This is a genomic window from Arthrobacter sp. CDRTa11, assembly GCF_026427775.1.
Classification (GTDB): Bacteria; Actinomycetota; Actinomycetes; order Actinomycetales; family Micrococcaceae; genus Arthrobacter.
In genome coordinates this window covers 608,687-624,714 of record NZ_CP044532.1, presented here as the reverse complement: position 1 = coordinate 624,714, position 16,028 = coordinate 608,687, and the positions used below count along the sequence as shown (strand labels likewise).

Below are 16,028 nucleotides of genomic sequence, written 5' to 3'. Positions count from 1 at the left end.
TCCTAAATAGTGGGCGAATGACGCCTGGCAGGAAAAGAAACTCGGCTTCAGGTCTTGAATGTGGGGGCCATCACGTGACAGTATCAGCGGCAAGGATAACGTTTTCCTCGCTGCAGGCAAGTAGGCGGCGAGGCGGCAGGCCAGTTGCCGGATAAAACCATCCCGCGACAGTCTCCACCCGAAGAAACACCACAAGGAAGTGAACAGATGAGCCTGAAAAACACCAAGCGGAAAGCGCTGTCCATCTCGGCAGCGGCCGCAGCAATCGGCCTCCTGGCAGGCTGCGGCGGCGCCCCGACGCCGGCGGCCGCTCCCGCAGCCGACTCCGGCCCGGTCACCATCGATGTCTGGGGTTGGGACGCCGAATCCACCCCGAACGTGGTGGCCGCGTTCAACGAGAGCCAGGACAAGATCACGGTTAACTACGTTCTTCAGGCCAGCCTCAAGGCCACCCAGACGAACTTCAGGAACGTCATGGAGTCGAAGAAGGACATCCCCTGCTACCTGCCGGGCATCGGGCCCATGGCCACCACGCTGGTCAACGGCTGGGCCCAGGACATCACCCAGTACGTAGAGCCGATCAAGGACGTTTACAGCAAGGGCGCGCAGGCGGCTGCACAGGTTGAGGGCAAGTTCTTCGGCTTCCCGGCGGGACCCTCGGCAACGTTCATGATGGCCAACAAGGCCGTTTATGAGAAGTACGGACTGGCCGTTCCGAAAACGTGGGAAGAGTTTGTCACCACCGGCAAGGAGCTGAAGAAGCATGGTGTGACGGTGATGAACCTCGCCGGAGAAGACCCCTCAACACTCCTGCAGATGTCCCAGCAGGCCGGTGCCAGCTGGTTCGAGATCGATGGGGACAAGTGGAAAGTCAACCTCCAGGACGACGCCACCATGAAGGCCGTGGACGTCATCCAGCAGATGGTGGACAACGACCTCGTAGCCCACCAGACCTACCAGGACAGGCCGGCCCTGTACTCCTATTTTGACAGTGGCCAGCTTGCCACGGTTCCTCTCGCCTGGTGGTCAATGGCCGGATACCAGACCAACTTCAAAACCTCCCTCGGTCAGTGGGAAGCAGTTGACGTTCCTCAGTTCAAGGGTGCCAAGGAGTTTGTTAGCTCCGGCATGGCAGATCCCGGCTTCGTTCCGGTCGGCTGCGAAAACCCCGCCGCTGCCATCGAATACGTCCATTGGGTAGCCAGCTCCAAGGAAGCCATCGAAGCCGGCAGAAACAAGAAGACCGGGGCAATTGGAGTTCCCGCCCACCTGGCTGACGTGTCCGAATACACCGACGACGTGGTCCCCGACAAGATCTTCGGAGACCAGCCCGCCGCCGAGGTAGGCAAGGTCATCGCCAAGGCCCAGAATGCAGCCGTTGGCAAGTTCGAGCGCGGTCCGAACTACGACGCCTGGTTCCCCGAGATGCAGGACCAGTGGGGCAAGGCCATGGCCAAGCAGATCACCCTGAAGGAGGCCATGGCCAACGTCCAGACCTTCATCACCAAGGACCTGGACACCAAGGGCATCAAGTACGAGGTCAGCAAGTAACTACCCCGGTTCTCTTCGGAGATCCGCTACAGAGAGGAGACGCGGATGTCTTCCAGTTTAGAAGTCCGTAAAACCCTAGACGGCAAAAGGCAGGAGCCTTCCAGGCCGGCACGGACACAAGGAAGCTCCGCGTCTCCCCGCTGGTCGTGGCGCAGCATCCAACGGGTCAAGGGCGCCTCGTTCACGTGGCCGTTTGTAGTTGGCTTCGCCGTTTTTACCCTTCTTCCCGTGGTAGTCGGACTGGCCCAGAGCCTGTACGCCTCAAAGACCACGGGACTCGGATTCGGCACCCCAACCGTCAGTTTCGCCGGCTTTGACAACTTTGCCCGCGGGCTCGTGGACACGGTTTTTTGGGAATCGATGCTCCGGGTCAGCATCTATGCCGTGGTCATCGTCCCAGTGACGCAAGTGGTCAGCCTCATGCTTGCCCTGCTCATTGATGCCGTACAACGGCGCGTGGCCAACAGGTTCCGCCTGATCCTGCTGGTGCCCTACATGATTCCGGGGATTGTGGCGACGATGATCTGGATCTACCTCTACAGCCCCATCGTGGGCCCTTTGACGCCTGTCCTGAAATTCTTCGGCCTGGATGTTGACTTCTTCAGCGGCGAAATGATTTGGGTGTCCATTGGCAACCTCTCGGTTTGGGGCGCCATCGGCTTCAACATGCTCATCCTCTACGGGGCCCTGCAGGCGGTGCCGCGGGAGATCTTCGATGCCGCCAGGGTTGACGGGGCTTCCGAGCTTCGAATAGCCCTCTCCATCAAGGTGCCCTATGTTCAGACATCCCTTGTGCTGACCGGGTTGCTCGCAATCATCGGAACGCTGCAGATCTTCGCTGAGCCGACGCTCTTCAGGTCCATCTCTCCGGAAACCATCACGAAGGACTTCACCCCCAGCATGGTGATCTTCAACCAGGCATTCCAGGTTGGAAACCTCAACTACGCGGCCGCCCAGTCCATCATCCTCGCCGCCGTGGTGGGGGTAGCTTCAGTGCTCATCTACCGTCTGACGAAAAAGGTCGACTCATGACCCTCACTTCAATCCGCTCCAAGGCAACCGGCCCTGAAGAAGACACCCCAAAGATGGAACCCAAGGCCAGCCGCCAAAAACGGCGGCTGCAAAGAAAAGCAGAAGCGGCCGCTGACTCCACCGAACTGTCGGGCAAGCGTGGAGGTTCCCGTCTTACTGTCATCATCGGCCTGGTGCTGTTCGCCTTATATTCCATAGGTCCCGCATGGTGGCTGATTGTTTCGTCAACCAAGACAAAAGAAGACCTGTACACCACTGACGCCATGTGGTTCGCCAACTTCAGCCTGTTCGACAACCTGTCCTCCCTCTTCACCTATCAGGACGGCATCTTCGGAGTCTGGATGTGGAACTCCACCCTCTATGCGTTTGCCGGTTCCATCGGCCATACCCTGGTCTCCCTGGCTGCGGGGTATGGGCTGGCCATGTACTCCTTCCGGGGCAAGGGCACCACCATGGGCTTTATCATCGGCTCGTTCCTGATTCCCGGCGCCCTGCTGACCATTCCGTCCTACCTGCTCTTTGTGCAGATGGGCCTCTACGACACCATCTGGGCCATGATCATCCCCGCATTCTTCAGCCCGTTTGCGGTGTATCTGGCCAAGATCTACGCCGAGGGTGCTGTTCCGAGTGAGCTTCTGGAAGCGGCCCGGATTGACGGGGCAGGCGAATACCGGATCTTCTTCCAGATTGCGTTCCGCCTGCTGACCACAGCCGGCGCCACCATCTTCCTCCTGCACTTCGTGGGCTCCTGGAATGCTTTCTTCGGTCCCATGGTGTTCCTGCGCGGAGCGGACAAATGGCCCGTGATGCTGGGGCTGTATTCCTGGCTGCAGCGTGGCACCGACTCCACGGTGGACCTCACGGGGATGGTCATTACCGGCTCCTTGGTGGCCACGATTCCCATGGTGATCCTGATGGTGGCCATGCAGCGCTACTGGCGCTCGGGAGTGGCGATGGGCAGCCTGAAATAACCCCGCAACCGTTCCGACTGATAGCCTAATAAACGGCCTGCGGGGACAGCTAAACAGCAGACATCTTACATTTGTAAACCGGTGACGGTAGGCTTGGCACACTCACTCCGGCACGCATGAGAAGAAAGTTTCACCATTATGACCACCACCTTGGAACGCCCTGTGGCCAGTTCGCCGGCAGTGGATACTCCCGAACTTCCGTCCATCGACCTCCACTTTTCCAGTGCGGACGAGATGCACGAAGGCCTGGATAACGCTGTTGCCACCCTGATCGAGACAGCCGCCAAGGACGCCGCGTGCGGCATCCTTGTCACCCGGCTGCACCCCGGACGGTACATTGTGGCACTGGATGATTCAGTGCCTTTCGGCGAGACGTACGAGAGCATCGCGGCCTAAGAACCGCCGCCTCCTGCCGTTCCGGCACCACTGCTTTTACGGCACCACTGCACAAAAAGAAGTCCCCGGCTCCAGGCTTCCTCCTCCAAGGGGGATGCCCGGCGCCGGGGACTTCTTTGCGTCGGCAGTTTGGGGTTAGCTCCTGCGCACCTGCACACCGTCGGATTTCAGGAAGAGCTGCTTTTCGGACGGGCTGGCCGGCACAAGCCAGAGCACGTTTCCGCTCTTTGACACTTCTTCCACTTCACCCGATGCAACGACATGTGCGTGCTTGATGATCTCCACCCGATCTCCAGGACTGAGGGTTCCCCAGTCTGAAATGGTGGCCGGATGGGCGTTGCGCCTCGATAAGACTGCCCCACGTGCTTTCATCTGAACTTCTACCCCTTTGTATACGTTCTGCGCCACAGCCTCTTTGATGTGACTTTCACTACACCTTCAGTTCTACTACACTTCGCGCGCCGTCTCCGACCGTGTCGACACATATTTCGGGAGGCAGCAAAAATAGTAAGCCAGACTGAAGATTATTCCCTTTTAGGCGAGGATCCCGACGGCGGATTCGGCCGCCGCCCGTACCTCCCCCGACGCCACAAGCCGGTCAGCCGCTTCAAGTTCCGGGGACAGGTACCGGTCGGTTCCGGGGCCTTCCACCACGGAACGGAGCGAGGCGATGACTGCGGCACCGGCTGGTCCCGGGGTCAGTTCCCCGCCAGACAGCTGGGCCCGGATATCGATGGCCCGTGCCGAGGTCACCAGCTCGATGGCCAGGACTCGGCGCAGGTTCTCCACGGCCTTGCGCAGTTTCCGGGCAGCGTGCCAGCCCATGGACACGTGGTCCTCCTGCATGGCGGAGCTGGGAATGGAGTCAACGGAGGCTGGAACAGCCAGCCTCTTGTTATCCGAGACCAGGCCTGCCTGCGTGTACTGCGCGATCATCATTCCCGAGTCCACGCCCGGATCCCCAGCCAGGAAGGCCGGCAGGCCATGGGAACGCGCGGGGTCCAACATCCGGTCCGTCCTGCGCTCGGCAATGGAGCTCAGGTCCGCCACGGCGATGGCCAGGAAGTCCAAAACGTAGCCGACGGGGGCTCCGTGGAAGTTGCCGTTGGAGCTCACCCGGCCGTCCGGCAGGACCACAGGGTTATCGATGGCCGCCGCCAGCTCGCGGGAAGCCACCAGCGCGGCATGGTCAACGGTGTCCCGGACGGCGCCGGCCACCTGCGGTGCGCAGCGCAGCGAGTAGGCGTCCTGGACTTTCGAGTCGCCCACCCGGTGCGAGGCCACAATGGGCGAATCCGAGAGCACCCGGAGCATGTTGTCCGCACTGGCTGCCTGGCCCGGATGCGGACGGAGTGCGGCATGGAGCTCGGGCAGGAACACCTGGTCCGTGCCGAGCAGCGCCTCGACGCTCATGGCGGCCGTGATATCCGCCGTCGTCAGCAACTGCCGGATGTCTGCGATGGCCATCAGGAGCATGCCCAGCATGCCTTCGGTGCCGTTGACCAGCGCCAGGCCTTCCTTCTCCGCGAGGGTGACGGGTTCAATGCCGTGTGCGGCGAGCAGCTCCGCCACCGGTGCTTCGCCCCGCCCACCGAACGTAACGCCGTCGGGCCCTTCCGCTTCGCCCTCCCCCATCAGCACCAGGGCGCAGTGGGACAGCGGGGCGAGGTCACCGGAGCAGCCCAGCGAGCCAAACTCGCGGACCACCGGGGTGATGCCGGCATTGAGGACGTCCACCATGGTCTGCAGGACAATGGGGCGGACTCCGGTACGGCCGGAGGCCAGCGTCTTGGCGCGGAGGAACATGATGCCGCGCACCACCTCGCGCTCTACGGCCGGGCCCATGCCTGCTGCGTGGCTGCGGATAAGGGACTTCTGCAGCTGGGTGCGCAGCTCATTGGGGATGTGCCGGTTGGCCAGCGCTCCGAAACCGGTGGAGATGCCGTACGCCGGGACGTCGCTGGAGGCAAGGTCATCGATGTGCGCGCGGACTTTGGCCACCGTGTCCAGGGCTTCCTGGGAGATGGTCACCCTGGCGTTGTGGCGCGCGACGGCCACAACGTCCTCGGGTGTGACACCGCTGGAGCCGAGGGTGACGGTCAGTGATTCATGGGTGAGGGTGGTCATGTTATTTCTGTTCCTTCATGGGGATGCGGACGCCGCGTTCCTTGGCGACGTCTAGCGCACGGTCGTAGCCGGCGTCGGCGTGGCGGATGACGCCCATGCCGGGGTCGTTGGTGAGCAGGCGTTCGAGTTTTTGGGCGGCGAGGTCGGTGCCGTCGGCGACGGAGACCTGGCCGGCATGGATGGAGCGGCCGATGCCGACGCCGCCGCCGTGGTGGAGCGAGACCCAGGTGGCGCCGGAGGCGGTGTTGAGCAGGGCGTTGAGCATGGGCCAGTCGGCGATGGCATCGGAGCCGTCTGCCATGGCTTCGGTTTCCCGGTACGGGGAGGCCACGGAGCCGGAGTCCAGGTGGTCGCGGCCGATCACGATGGGGGCCTTGACCTTGCCTTCTTTGACTAGCTGGTTGAACAGCAGGCCGGCCTTGGCGCGGTCGCCGTAGCCCAGCCAGCAGATCCGGGCCGGCAGGCCTTCGAACTCCACCCGTTCCTGGGCGGCGTCAATCCAGCGGTGCAGGTGCTTGTTCTCCGGGAACAGCTCCTTGATGGCCTCATCGGTAACCCGGATATCTTCGGGGTCACCGGACAGTGCCACCCAGCGGAACGGGCCCAGGCCTTCACAGAACAGCGGGCGGATATAGGCCGGAACAAAGCCGGGGAACTCGAACGCCCGGTGGTAGCCGCCCTTGCGGGCTTCGTCCCGGATCGAGTTGCCGTAGTCAAAAACCTCGGCGCCGGCGTCCTGGAACTCCACCATCGCCTGCACGTGCCGGGCCATGGAGGCCTGCGCCTTCTTGGTGAAGCCTTCCGGATCAGCCGCGGCCTCCCGGTGCCAGTCCTCCACCGAAATGCCCTCCGGGAGGTAGCTCAGCGGGTCGTGGGCGGACGTCTGGTCCGTGACGATGTCCACGGTCAGCTCACCGGCCTTGTGGCGGCGCAGGATCTCGGGGAAGACCTCGGCGGCGTTGCCCACATAGCCCACGGACCAGCCGCGGCGCTCTTCCTTGGCCTTCTGCACCTTGGCGATGGCGGCGTCGAGGTCTGTTTCCACCTCGTCCAGGTAGCGCTTGCCGGCGCGGCGGCGCAGGCGGGTCTCGTCGACGTCCACGATCAGGCAGGCGCCGTCGTTCAGTGTCACGGCGAGGGGCTGGGCACCGCCCATGCCGCCGCAGCCGCCGGTGAGGGTAAGGGTTCCGGCCAGGGTGCCATTCTCGTCCCCGGTGAGCTTGCGGGCGATCGCGGCGAAGGTCTCGAAGGTGCCCTGCAGGATGCCCTGCGTACCGATGTAAATCCACGATCCCGCGGTCATCTGGCCGTACATCATCAGGCCCTCAGCCTCCAGCCGCCGGAACTCGGGCCAGTTGGCCCAGTCACCCACCAGGTTGGAATTCGCCAGCAGCACCCGGGGCGCCCACTCGTTGGTGCGGAAGACGCCCACCGGTTTGCCGGACTGGACCAGCAGGGTCTCGTCCTTCTCCATGGTTTCCAGGGTGCGGGTGATCGCGTCGAACGCTGCCCAGGAACGCACAGCCCGGCCCGTGCCGCCATAAACCACCAGGTCATCCGGGCGCTCGGCCACCTCGGGATCCAGGTTGTTCATGAGCATGCGCAGCGGGGCTTCCGTCTGCCAGCTCTTGGCGGTGAGCTCGGTGCCGCGGGCTGCCTTGACCGGGCGGGCACCGGTAGTGAAATCGGCGGGTGCCATGAGGGGCTCCTTCGTTGCTTGTGCGGTTCGTAATAGTGCTTCTGTATCTACTAAAGCCCCTCATCGGCGCCGCAAACAGGGCTTTCCAGTGGGTGCTGTCCGGTATTCCAGACAGACCCGCATACCCCCATCTGACTCGCATATAACGTCGTCAAACGCGTGTTTCACGACGTTAAGTGCGAGTCAGTTGGGTGGGCAGGGGTACTTGGTGGCGCAGGCCTATTTGGCGGGGCGGCCGTGGATCCGGACCGAGAGCTCGTCGGCCACCTTCTGCACCCTGGCTGCGAGCGCCGGCCACTGGTCAGCGGGCAGTTTGTCCTCCAGAAACGTCACCGCCACTGCCGCCGTCGGCCATCCCACGTGGTCCGTCACCGCGGCGGCAATGGAGCCAAAGCCGGGCGTCACCTCACCGTGCTCTGTTGCATACCCGCGCTGCCGGACCTGGTCCAGGTGCGAGGACAGCGCCGAGTACTTCATGATGGCGCCCTCCACCTCATGCCGGGAGGTGAAGGCGGCGGCGTTCGGGTATAGCGCCCGCACCTGCGACTTGGGCAGCGCGGCAAGGATGGCCCGGCCGCTGGCGGTCAGGTGGCTGGGCAGCCGGACCCCGACGTCGGTCACCAGGGACGGGCGGTTCTTGGCGCGCTCCTCCACGATGTAGAGCACGTCCCGGCCATGCAGCACCGCCAGGTGCGCGCTCTCGCCGATCACGTCCACCAGGGACGCCAGCAACGGCCGGCCCAGCCGGGACAGCGGCTCCTGCCGGGAGTAGGCGGAACTCAGTTCGAAGGCACTGATGCCCAGTCCATAGCGCTGCTCCTCGTGCAGGTGCAGCACAAACCCGTTCGCCTCCATCACCCCCAGGAGGTGGTAAACGCTGGAACGCGGCAGTCCCAGAGCGGTGGCAATGCTCGACGCCGCCATGGGCCCCCGCTTGGACGCCAGCAGTTTGAGGATGCGCAAAGTATTCTCGGCAGCCGGGACTTTGGATGTCACCCTCGATTCGGCCATGGTTATAGCACCTGCCATTCTGTCCTCCAAAATTTTTCCTCAAAGGCTGCCAGCGGATGTCCGGGATACCGTACTAATTTTGGCCCGGTTTCTACGCCCTCCGGGCCATCAGAATACATCGCTGTCCGGAATGCCAGACGCCCTTGGGCCGGTGCCGATACCTAATTCTGAGCAGGACGCCGAGCGGTGGTCAGGGCTTTCCTTCGGACGTTGCCCGGTCGAAGCGGTGCAGGAAGTCACGCAGGACTTCCAGGTAACGCTCCCGTTCCTCAAGGTGCGGAAGATGGCTGCTCTCCTCAAAGATGACCAGCTCGGCTCCCGGCACAAGGCTCCGGTAGAACTCCGTCTCCTCAGGCCGTGTTTCACCGTATCGGCCGCAGATGAACAGCGTCGGCACGGCCACGGAGCCGAGGCGGTCCGTGATGTCGTAGTCCTTGTGGATGCCCGAAATGATGAACTCGTTCGGACCCTGCATCCGCTCATAGATTGACTGGTTCAGCTGGCCGAACGAGCGCATCAGCGCATCGGGCCAGGGATTCAAGCGGCAAACGAAGCGGCTATAGAACTCCATCGCCGCTTGCTCATACTCCTCGGAGTCCATGGTGCCGGCCGCCTCATGCCGGTCCAGCACCTCCTGCACGTCGGTTGGCAGCGTTGCACGAAGGGCAGCTGTGGCGGCGGCGAAGAGCGGCATGCTGAGGCAGGGATCCGACAAAACCAGGCCAGCCAATCGTCCCGGCGAACGCAGCGCGTACTCTGCCGCGATGATCGTCCCCCAGGACTGGCCCAGCAGGTGGACCCGCGAGAATGCGAGAGTATCGAGGACTTGGCCCAGTTCCTCGACCATCCGGTCGTTGGTCCAGAGGCTGATATCCTCCGGCGCATCCGATTTGCCGGCACCCAGTTGGTCATAAAACACAACGGCCCGCTCGTCCGCCAAAGCTTCCAGCGGTTCCAGATAGTCATGCGTGCCGCCGGGGCCGCCGTGAACGGTAACCAGCGGGACCGCTGTGCCTTCACCGACAACCGAGTACCAGGTGCGGCCGCCACGGACCGCTGCGTAACCTTCTACCGCGTGCACATGGGCAGGCACGGTGCCTCCAAAACAACGCCCACGAAAGGGCTGCATCTTCCTTCGATTACACTCCTGCCCGCCATCCTCGTCAATATCCTTCTTCGATGCTGCGGCGGCTGGGGTTCAGGGAAGCCACCACCACGCGATACGTCCGACCCCGGCAGCGTCAGCGAATAGGACTTCCTCCGCCGCGAGGAAATAATGTTCCCATGCAACCGGAATGGAGCCCACGCATCAGCTGGACGGATCTGCCTGTCCGGGTGCGGGCAGGAATTGAAGAAATTCTTGGCTCACCGGTGGTGGAGGCATTGGGCCAGCTGGGAGGGTTCTCTCCGGGCACCGCGGACAGGGTCCGCACAGCGGCAGGCGGCAGGGCGTTTGTGAAAGCAGTGGGCCGCCAGCTGAACGAGCAGTCGCCGGTGATCCATCGCAAGGAAGCCAAGGTTGCGGCCGGGCTGCCGGAGGGCCTGCCTGCTCCGTCACTGATCGGGACCTTTGACGACGGCGACTGGGTTGCGCTGGTCCTCAGCGACGTGGAAGGCCGGCACCCGCAGGTCCCGTGGCAAACTCAGGACGTGCTCCTTGTCCTTGATGCCCTGGTGGACATTGCCCGGGCACCAGTCCCGCCTGAACTGGAACACCTGCCCAGGCTTGAGGAAGAGCTGGATGAAGCATTCCGTGGCTGGGGCCGGCTCAGATCGGACAACCCGGAAGGCTGCGATCCCTGGATCCTCGGGAACTTGGACATCCTGGAGGAGCTGGCGGAGTCCGGGCTGAGGGACCTGGCCGGCAGATCCCTGGTGCACACTGACGTCCGCGCCGACAATGTCCTGATCACCGCGAAGGGCGCAGTCCTGGTGGACTGGCCCTGGGCATCCATCGGCTCGGCCTGGATGGACGCGCTGACGGTCCTGATCAACGTGCGCGTGTTCGATCCCGCTTACGACGCCGATACTGCGCTCCGGTCCCACGCCGCCTTTGCCTCCAGCGACGCTGACAGCATCAACCGGGTCCTCGCCGGCCTGGCTGCATACCTCATGGACGCCGCCCGGCAACCTCCGCCGCCCGGGCTCCCCACTCTCCGCGCTTTTCAGCGGCGGCAAGGCGAAGCGGTCATCCGATGGCTCCGGGAGCGGCTGCAGCTGTAGAAGTCAGCCGGCGGGCAGCCGCAGCTCCATGCATTGCAGGGCCATACGCTCTTCCCAGGACGGAACCATCCGGAAGCCGAGGCGGAGATAGGATCGCACGGCGGGTTCACGCCATTCCCAGACGGTGAGGCGCACCGCTTCAGCGTTGTCTGCCTGGGCGGCGAGGATGGCCTCGTTCAGCAGTGCCGATCCCACTCCGGCACCGCGAACCGACGGCTCAACCCAAAGCCTCTTCACCTCGCTGGCCGCACCGCCCGAAGGAGTGAGGACCACCATGCCAACAGGCCGGACATCCTGCTGGGCAATGAAGACCCGCGACCACGCAAACGCCTCCGCAGGGCAATCGATCTCCTCCTGGTACTTCCGCGGCAGAAGGCCGTCTCCGGTCAGCAATCCAACCCCGTTGGCCGCCTTCTCCAGCTCGGTTTGCCGGTGGTAGGACTGCAGCAGCCCACCGAGGCGCCGCCCGGTCTCCCCGTCGGCCAGGTCTGCGGAAACGATGGTCATCATCCGCCCATGCTATTACCGATCAAAGCCGTCATTGGCTCTACCGTTTTTCAAACTCCGACGGCAGCTTAAACGGACGACGGCGGCGCCATCCCTCCGCTGCCATGGACCGAGGTGGGTGCCGTGGCAGCGGCGGGGGCGCCGCCGTCGTACGGGTGGTTCTGTTGTGTGGGTGGTTCTTAGGCGGTGTCGCGGCGGGCGACGTTGTAGAAGCGGATGTTTTCGTATTCTTCCAGGCCTTCGGCACTTCCTTCGCGGCCGAGGCCTGACTGCTTGATGCCTCCGAAGGGGGCGCCGGCGTTGGACGGCACGCCCTGGTTGATTCCCACGATGCCGGTCTCGAGACGATCGGCGACATTAAGGGCGCGGTCCAGGTTCTCGGTGAAGACATAGCCGGCGAGGCCGAATTCCGTGGCGTTGGCCCGGCTGATGGCTTCGGCTTCGGTGCTGAAGCGCTGGATGGCGGCGATGGGGCCGAAGATCTCGGACCGGGCAACATCGGAATCTTCCGTGACCCGGTCCAGCACGGTGGGGGCGAAGAAGTTGCCGGCCGAGTCGTAACCGTGGCCGCCGGTCAGCAGGCTGGCGCCCAGGTTGACGGCGTTGTCGGTGTACGCCTGCATTTGAGCCACCGCACGGTCATCGATCAGGGCACCGAGTCCGGTCTGCTTTCCAAGGCCGCTTCCCACCGTGACCTGGGCGAAGCGTTCGGTGAGTGCCGCGACGAAGTCATCGGCGATCCCGTCCTGGACGTAGATCCGGTTGGCTCCGATGCAGGACTGTCCGCCGTTGCGCAGCTTGGCGGCAAACGTTCCCTCCACGGCGCGCTGAAGATCGGCGTCGTTGAAGACCAGGAGCGGGGCGTTGCCGCCGAGCTCCATGGAACTGCGGAGCACGTTCCTGGAGGCCAGCTGCAGGAGTTGGCGGCCCACCGGCGTTGAGCCGGTGAAGGAAACCTTCCGGACCCTCGGGTCAAGCAGGACAGCTTCGCTGAAGGCCCCGGACTTGGAGGTGGTGATGACCTGGACCAGGTCTTCAGGCACCCCTGCCTCGATGGCGAGCTGGACGGCGAAGTACGTTGTCAGGGGGGTTAGGGTGGCAGGCTTGATGACCACGGGGCATCCTGCTGCCAGCGCCGGCGCGATCTTTCGGGTGGCCATGGCCAGGGGGAAGTTCCAGGGCGTAATCAGCACCGCCAGACCAACGGGGGAACGGCGCGTCAGAAGGCTCGCCCCGCCGTCGGGCGTGTCCCGGAAGTTTCCGGCAGGGCGCACAGCCTCTTCGGCGTACCAGCGGACGAAGTCGGTACCGTATTTGACCTCGCCGCGGGCCTCCGCGAGCGGCTTGCCCATTTCGCGCGAAATCAGGTGCGCGAGATCCTCGGTGTGGGCAACAAGCATGTTGTACCAGGCGTGCAGCACATCCGCGCGCTGACGAAGGCTGGTCTTGGCCCAGGCAGCTCCGGCTTCATCGGCCTTTCCCACAGCTTCCAGTGCAGCCTCAACGTCAGCGTCAGGTACATGGGCGATGGTCTCAGCCGTGGCAGGATCCTGGACTGCGATTCCCTGGCCCGGAAGGTTGATGGACTTGATGACGGCATCCGCGTGGCGGACGCTGTCCGGGTCCGCCGCAATCAGCGGCGTAGTGACTGGTGAAATGAGGCTCATTGGTTCTCTCTTTCGGTAATGACTTGCTCAATAGCGGCGGCAAATACGGTGGTTCGGGCGGTGGGGCGGTTCGGACGGTCGGAGGGGGCCATCAACATGCGGTGGCTGGGAGCGCGCCCGTGGCCAAGCGTGGGGGCTGGGATCAGGAGCTGGGTTGGTTTCGGGCTGCTTCCAACATGGGGACCGACTTCTTGAGGTGCCATTCGATTTCGGTGAGATAGCCGGTTTCATCCCGTGCCTGGATAAGTTCCTGGAGACGGCGGTGCTGTTCCAGGACGATTTCCTTGCGTTGGTGGATGTGGCGGAACTGCCGGACGCACAGCAGGGTCTCGGCTGCCAGGGTGGAAAACATCCTGTCCAGCCGGGGGCTGAGGGTGGCCCGCACGATGGTTTGGTGGAATGTCAGGTCCGCGGTGGCCACGTCCTGCCACCTGTCCTCCTCCAAAGCGTGGTGCATGCGTTCCAGGATGACGTTCAGCTCGATGGCCAGCCCGGCAGTGTCGTGCTGGAGGACCAGCCGGCCTGCCTCAAGCTCGATCGCAACCCGCGCCTTATAGATGTCCTCGATGTCTTCGGGGCCCAGGTCAACAACGGAGGTGCCGTAGTTGCGGGTGCTGACAAGGAGTCCCTCCTGCACCAGCCGTTGGACGGCTTCGCGCAGCGGCCCGCGGCTGATGTTGAGGTGGGCGGCCAGTTGCACTTCGTTGATGTTCGTGGACGGCGCGAAGGTCCCGTCCAGGATCCGCTCACGCAGATACTCGGCAATGAGGTCTGCTGTCACTTTTGATTGGAGCTTGATGGCGCCGCTGCCGGGGCTCAGGCGCGAACCTCCTTCTGAAAGAAGGCTTTTGTGCTGCATGCTGGCGCCCATATTTCCGACGCCGGCCACGGCCGCTTTCATTTGGGATACCACGTCCGCTGCCCCTTACTCTTCTGACTCAGTCGACGCTGACACCTGACTGCCAGCCACTTTAGGCTGAATAGTGTAAACAGTCAACAATCAACCGTTTGTGCATCACGGCAATACCCTGTCCAAGAAGGGACCAGCCAACGGGTTCAGACGCTGACCACAACCTTTCCCCGGGCCCTGCCCTCGTGCACATAGTCAATGGCAGCCGCCGCTTCAGCAAGTGGGTAGACAGTATCGATGGCAGGCCTCACCGTGCCTGCCTCAATCAGTGACGCCAGGTACTGAAGGTCCTGATGGTTCTCCCCTGCCACCAGCCCTTTGAGCTTCTGGCCCACGAACGGCGTGAGCAGCGCAGCGCCCAGGGACCGCTCAAACCCTCCGGTCAGCTGACCGCCGCCTTCACCGCCCACAATCACCAGGGTTCCCTCGGGGGCGAGTGTTTGCCGCAGCACTGACAGGGGCCTGTTGCCGGCGGTATCGATGATGACGTCATAGCGTTGCCCTGCGGCAGCGAAATCCTCCCGTGTATAGTCGACGACCTGGTCAGCACCCAGCGAGCGGACCAGGTCCGCCTTGCCACCGCTGCAGACGCCGGTGACCTCGGCACCGAAGACCTTGGCCAGCTGAACCGCAAAGGAACCAACACCGCCTGCCGCACCGATCACCAGCACGATTTGACCCGGTGTCACCTGCCCGGCATCGCGTACCGCCTGCAGGGCGGTGCCCCCGGAAATGGGCACGGCTGCAGCCTGCTCAAAGGTGAGATTGGCCGGCTTAAGTGCCAGCCTGCCCTCCTTGGCGGTGGCGTACTCGGCGAATGATCCCTCGCAGGTGCCGAAGACCTCATCACCGGGCTGGAAGCGGGTCACGCCGGTTCCTACAGCCTCCACCACACCTGCCACATCCCGCCCCCGGACAGGGACCTTGGGCTTTTTGAGGCCGTACCCAAACACCCTGACCAGGTATGGCAGTCCGGTCATGAGGTGCCACACCCCCTGGTCGACGCCGGCGGCACGGACCCGAATGAGGACCTCACCGTCGCCTGCCGTGGGTTTGTCGATGTCGCGAAGCGTGAGCACGTCCGCGGATCCGTAGATGTCCTGCACGATAGCTTTCATGATGCGTCTCCCTCATGGTGCAGGTACTGGAACACGTCCTCCAGCGGAACGCTGAGGACGTGGGCTATCTGGAAGGCCATCTCCAGGGAAGGTGAGTACCGGCCCTGCTCGATGGCGATGACGGTCTGTCGGGTCACGCCCACCCGCTCGGCAAGCTCGGCCTGAGTCATTTCGCCGCGCTCGAACCGCAGACGGCGGATGGAGTTGGTCACGCGCGTCGGCTTCACCACGGCTGGAATCCCCTCCGGTAAGCGACAATCTTTGCCACCGCGCCCAGGATGGCCGAGAGGACGAACATCAGATAGATCACGTTGGCAATCCAGAAGTGGTCCAGTTCAGCCATGGCCATCAGCAGTGCCGCCACTCCGCCGATCACCACAAAGGACTGCCCGATGTACTCGCCGAACCGATAGATTTCCCTGTCACGCTGGTCCTTCCTGCCCGCCTCCCTAGGCGCCGAAATGCCCATCACGGCATGCAGCGCGATGGATACCAGGATGGAGGCACCGACCGTCCACAACAGCGGCGAGACATACGCGACGTCGGTGAGGGGGGTGGTTCGGGCCTGGCCCAGGATGATGGCGAGGTAGATGCCATAAGAGCCCACGGCCACCACACCCATGATCCAGGCGCTCTTTTCCTCGTAGGACATTTTCACTCCGGATGTAAAACAAAGCTGACATGACTAAAGTAAAGAAACTTTGACATGGTGTCAATAGTTCTAGACCAAGGTATGCAACTTCGATGCTCCCGTCCGGAGACTGCGGGCTCGGCGGCGGGGGGCCAGGTGGGGGAGGTTTTGTTCATTCTGGGAAG

Annotated in this window: 16 protein-coding genes; 5 read left to right on the top strand and 11 right to left on the bottom strand. The window is 63.4% G+C overall.

Annotation, left to right across the window (positions count from 1 at the left end):
• The first annotated feature begins 207 nt into the window (after positions 1-207).
• The 4 genes from F8G81_RS02900 (at position 208) to F8G81_RS02885 (ending at position 3,950) form a co-directional block, all read left to right on the top strand.
• A complete protein-coding gene (locus F8G81_RS02900; RefSeq protein WP_267277539.1) occupies positions 208-1,551 on the top strand; it encodes an ABC transporter substrate-binding protein in 1,344 nt (447 codons plus the stop codon).
• Between the two features lie 45 nt (positions 1,552-1,596).
• The gene (locus F8G81_RS02895; RefSeq protein ID WP_267277538.1) at positions 1,597-2,583 is read left to right on the top strand and encodes a carbohydrate ABC transporter permease; all 987 of its coding nucleotides are present in this window, start codon (positions 1,597-1,599) and stop codon (positions 2,581-2,583) included.
• Positions 2,580-3,554 carry a carbohydrate ABC transporter permease gene (locus tag F8G81_RS02890; RefSeq protein WP_267277537.1) on the top strand — a complete coding sequence of 325 codons (975 nt, stop codon included), beginning with the start codon at positions 2,580-2,582 and terminating at the stop codon, positions 3,552-3,554. Before F8G81_RS02895 ends, F8G81_RS02890 begins: the two co-directional genes overlap by 4 nt.
• Positions 3,555-3,692: 138 nt before the next feature.
• The gene (locus F8G81_RS02885; RefSeq protein WP_416377096.1) at positions 3,693-3,950 is read left to right on the top strand and encodes a hypothetical protein; all 258 of its coding nucleotides are present in this window, start codon (positions 3,693-3,695) and stop codon (positions 3,948-3,950) included.
• 135 nt (positions 3,951-4,085) lie between these two features.
• On the opposite strand, the gene F8G81_RS02880 is transcribed toward F8G81_RS02885, so the two are convergent.
• The 5 genes from F8G81_RS02880 to F8G81_RS02860 all read right to left on the bottom strand — a co-directional run bounded on the left by F8G81_RS02880 (position 4,086) and on the right by F8G81_RS02860 (position 9,880).
• Positions 4,086-4,322, bottom strand: coding sequence for a hypothetical protein (locus F8G81_RS02880; protein ID WP_267279383.1), 237 nt, complete (start codon positions 4,320-4,322; stop codon positions 4,086-4,088).
• Between the two features lie 162 nt (positions 4,323-4,484).
• Complete coding sequence (gene hutH, locus F8G81_RS02875; protein WP_267277536.1) at positions 4,485-6,077, bottom strand: histidine ammonia-lyase; 1,593 nt, start codon at positions 6,075-6,077, stop codon at positions 4,485-4,487.
• A gap of 1 nt (position 6,078) precedes the next feature.
• Positions 6,079-7,776 (bottom strand): urocanate hydratase, encoded by a 1,698-nt coding sequence (hutU, locus tag F8G81_RS02870; protein WP_267277535.1) that lies wholly within the window; start codon positions 7,774-7,776, stop codon positions 6,079-6,081.
• 219 nt (positions 7,777-7,995) lie between these two features.
• Positions 7,996-8,805 carry an IclR family transcriptional regulator gene (locus F8G81_RS02865; protein WP_267277534.1) on the bottom strand — a complete coding sequence of 270 codons (810 nt, stop codon included), beginning with the start codon at positions 8,803-8,805 and terminating at the stop codon, positions 7,996-7,998.
• A gap of 172 nt (positions 8,806-8,977) precedes the next feature.
• Complete coding sequence (locus F8G81_RS02860; RefSeq protein ID WP_267277533.1) at positions 8,978-9,880, bottom strand: proline iminopeptidase-family hydrolase; 903 nt, start codon at positions 9,878-9,880, stop codon at positions 8,978-8,980.
• 191 nt (positions 9,881-10,071) lie between these two features.
• Between F8G81_RS02860 and F8G81_RS02855 the strand changes: the two genes are divergently transcribed.
• Complete coding sequence (locus F8G81_RS02855; RefSeq protein ID WP_267277532.1) at positions 10,072-11,010, top strand: phosphotransferase; 939 nt, start codon at positions 10,072-10,074, stop codon at positions 11,008-11,010.
• A gap of 3 nt (positions 11,011-11,013) precedes the next feature.
• On the opposite strand, the gene F8G81_RS02850 is transcribed toward F8G81_RS02855, so the two are convergent.
• The 6 genes from F8G81_RS02850 to F8G81_RS02825 form a co-directional block, all read right to left on the bottom strand.
• The gene (locus F8G81_RS02850) at positions 11,014-11,520 is read right to left on the bottom strand and encodes a GNAT family N-acetyltransferase (protein ID WP_267277531.1); all 507 of its coding nucleotides are present in this window, start codon (positions 11,518-11,520) and stop codon (positions 11,014-11,016) included.
• Between the two features lie 176 nt (positions 11,521-11,696).
• A complete protein-coding gene (locus tag F8G81_RS02845; RefSeq protein ID WP_267277530.1) occupies positions 11,697-13,184 on the bottom strand; it encodes an NAD-dependent succinate-semialdehyde dehydrogenase in 1,488 nt (495 codons plus the stop codon).
• Between the two features lie 142 nt (positions 13,185-13,326).
• Positions 13,327-14,097 (bottom strand): GntR family transcriptional regulator, encoded by a 771-nt coding sequence (locus tag F8G81_RS02840; protein ID WP_267277529.1) that lies wholly within the window; start codon positions 14,095-14,097, stop codon positions 13,327-13,329.
• A 143-nt stretch (positions 14,098-14,240) separates the two neighbouring features.
• Complete coding sequence (locus F8G81_RS02835) at positions 14,241-15,212, bottom strand: NAD(P)-dependent alcohol dehydrogenase (RefSeq protein ID WP_267277528.1); 972 nt, start codon at positions 15,210-15,212, stop codon at positions 14,241-14,243.
• Positions 15,209-15,442, bottom strand: a complete 234-nt coding sequence (locus F8G81_RS02830; protein ID WP_267277527.1) for a helix-turn-helix transcriptional regulator — start codon at positions 15,440-15,442, stop codon at positions 15,209-15,211. The genes F8G81_RS02835 and F8G81_RS02830 overlap by 4 nt, the downstream gene beginning before the upstream one ends.
• Positions 15,436-15,864 (bottom strand): hypothetical protein, encoded by a 429-nt coding sequence (locus tag F8G81_RS02825; protein WP_267277526.1) that lies wholly within the window; start codon positions 15,862-15,864, stop codon positions 15,436-15,438. Before F8G81_RS02825 ends, F8G81_RS02830 begins: the two co-directional genes overlap by 7 nt.
• Positions 15,865-16,028: the final 164 nt, after the last annotated feature.

Excerpts from the sequence above, each read along its gene's own strand:
- F8G81_RS02900 (WP_267277539.1), top strand. The coding sequence starts at position 208 with ATGAGCCTGAAAAACACCAAGCGGAAAGCGCTGTCCATCTCGGCAGCG.
- F8G81_RS02895 (WP_267277538.1), top strand. The coding sequence starts at position 1,597 with ATGTCTTCCAGTTTAGAAGTCCGTAAAACCCTAGACGGCAAAAGGCAG.
- F8G81_RS02890 (WP_267277537.1), top strand. The coding sequence starts at position 2,580 with ATGACCCTCACTTCAATCCGCTCCAAGGCAACCGGCCCTGAAGAAGAC.
- F8G81_RS02885 (WP_416377096.1), top strand. The coding sequence starts at position 3,693 with ATGACCACCACCTTGGAACGCCCTGTGGCCAGTTCGCCGGCAGTGGAT.
- F8G81_RS02880 (WP_267279383.1), bottom strand. The coding sequence starts at position 4,322 with ATGAAAGCACGTGGGGCAGTCTTATCGAGGCGCAACGCCCATCCGGCC.
- hutH (WP_267277536.1), bottom strand. The coding sequence starts at position 6,077 with ATGACCACCCTCACCCATGAATCACTGACCGTCACCCTCGGCTCCAGC.
- hutU (WP_267277535.1), bottom strand. The coding sequence starts at position 7,776 with ATGGCACCCGCCGATTTCACTACCGGTGCCCGCCCGGTCAAGGCAGCC.
- F8G81_RS02865 (WP_267277534.1), bottom strand. The coding sequence starts at position 8,805 with ATGGCAGGTGCTATAACCATGGCCGAATCGAGGGTGACATCCAAAGTC.
- F8G81_RS02855 (WP_267277532.1), top strand. The coding sequence starts at position 10,072 with ATGCAACCGGAATGGAGCCCACGCATCAGCTGGACGGATCTGCCTGTC.
- F8G81_RS02850 (WP_267277531.1), bottom strand. The coding sequence starts at position 11,520 with ATGATGACCATCGTTTCCGCAGACCTGGCCGACGGGGAGACCGGGCGG.
- F8G81_RS02845 (WP_267277530.1), bottom strand. The coding sequence starts at position 13,184 with ATGAGCCTCATTTCACCAGTCACTACGCCGCTGATTGCGGCGGACCCG.
- F8G81_RS02835 (WP_267277528.1), bottom strand. The coding sequence starts at position 15,212 with ATGAAAGCTATCGTGCAGGACATCTACGGATCCGCGGACGTGCTCACG.
- F8G81_RS02825 (WP_267277526.1), bottom strand. The coding sequence starts at position 15,864 with ATGTCCTACGAGGAAAAGAGCGCCTGGATCATGGGTGTGGTGGCCGTG.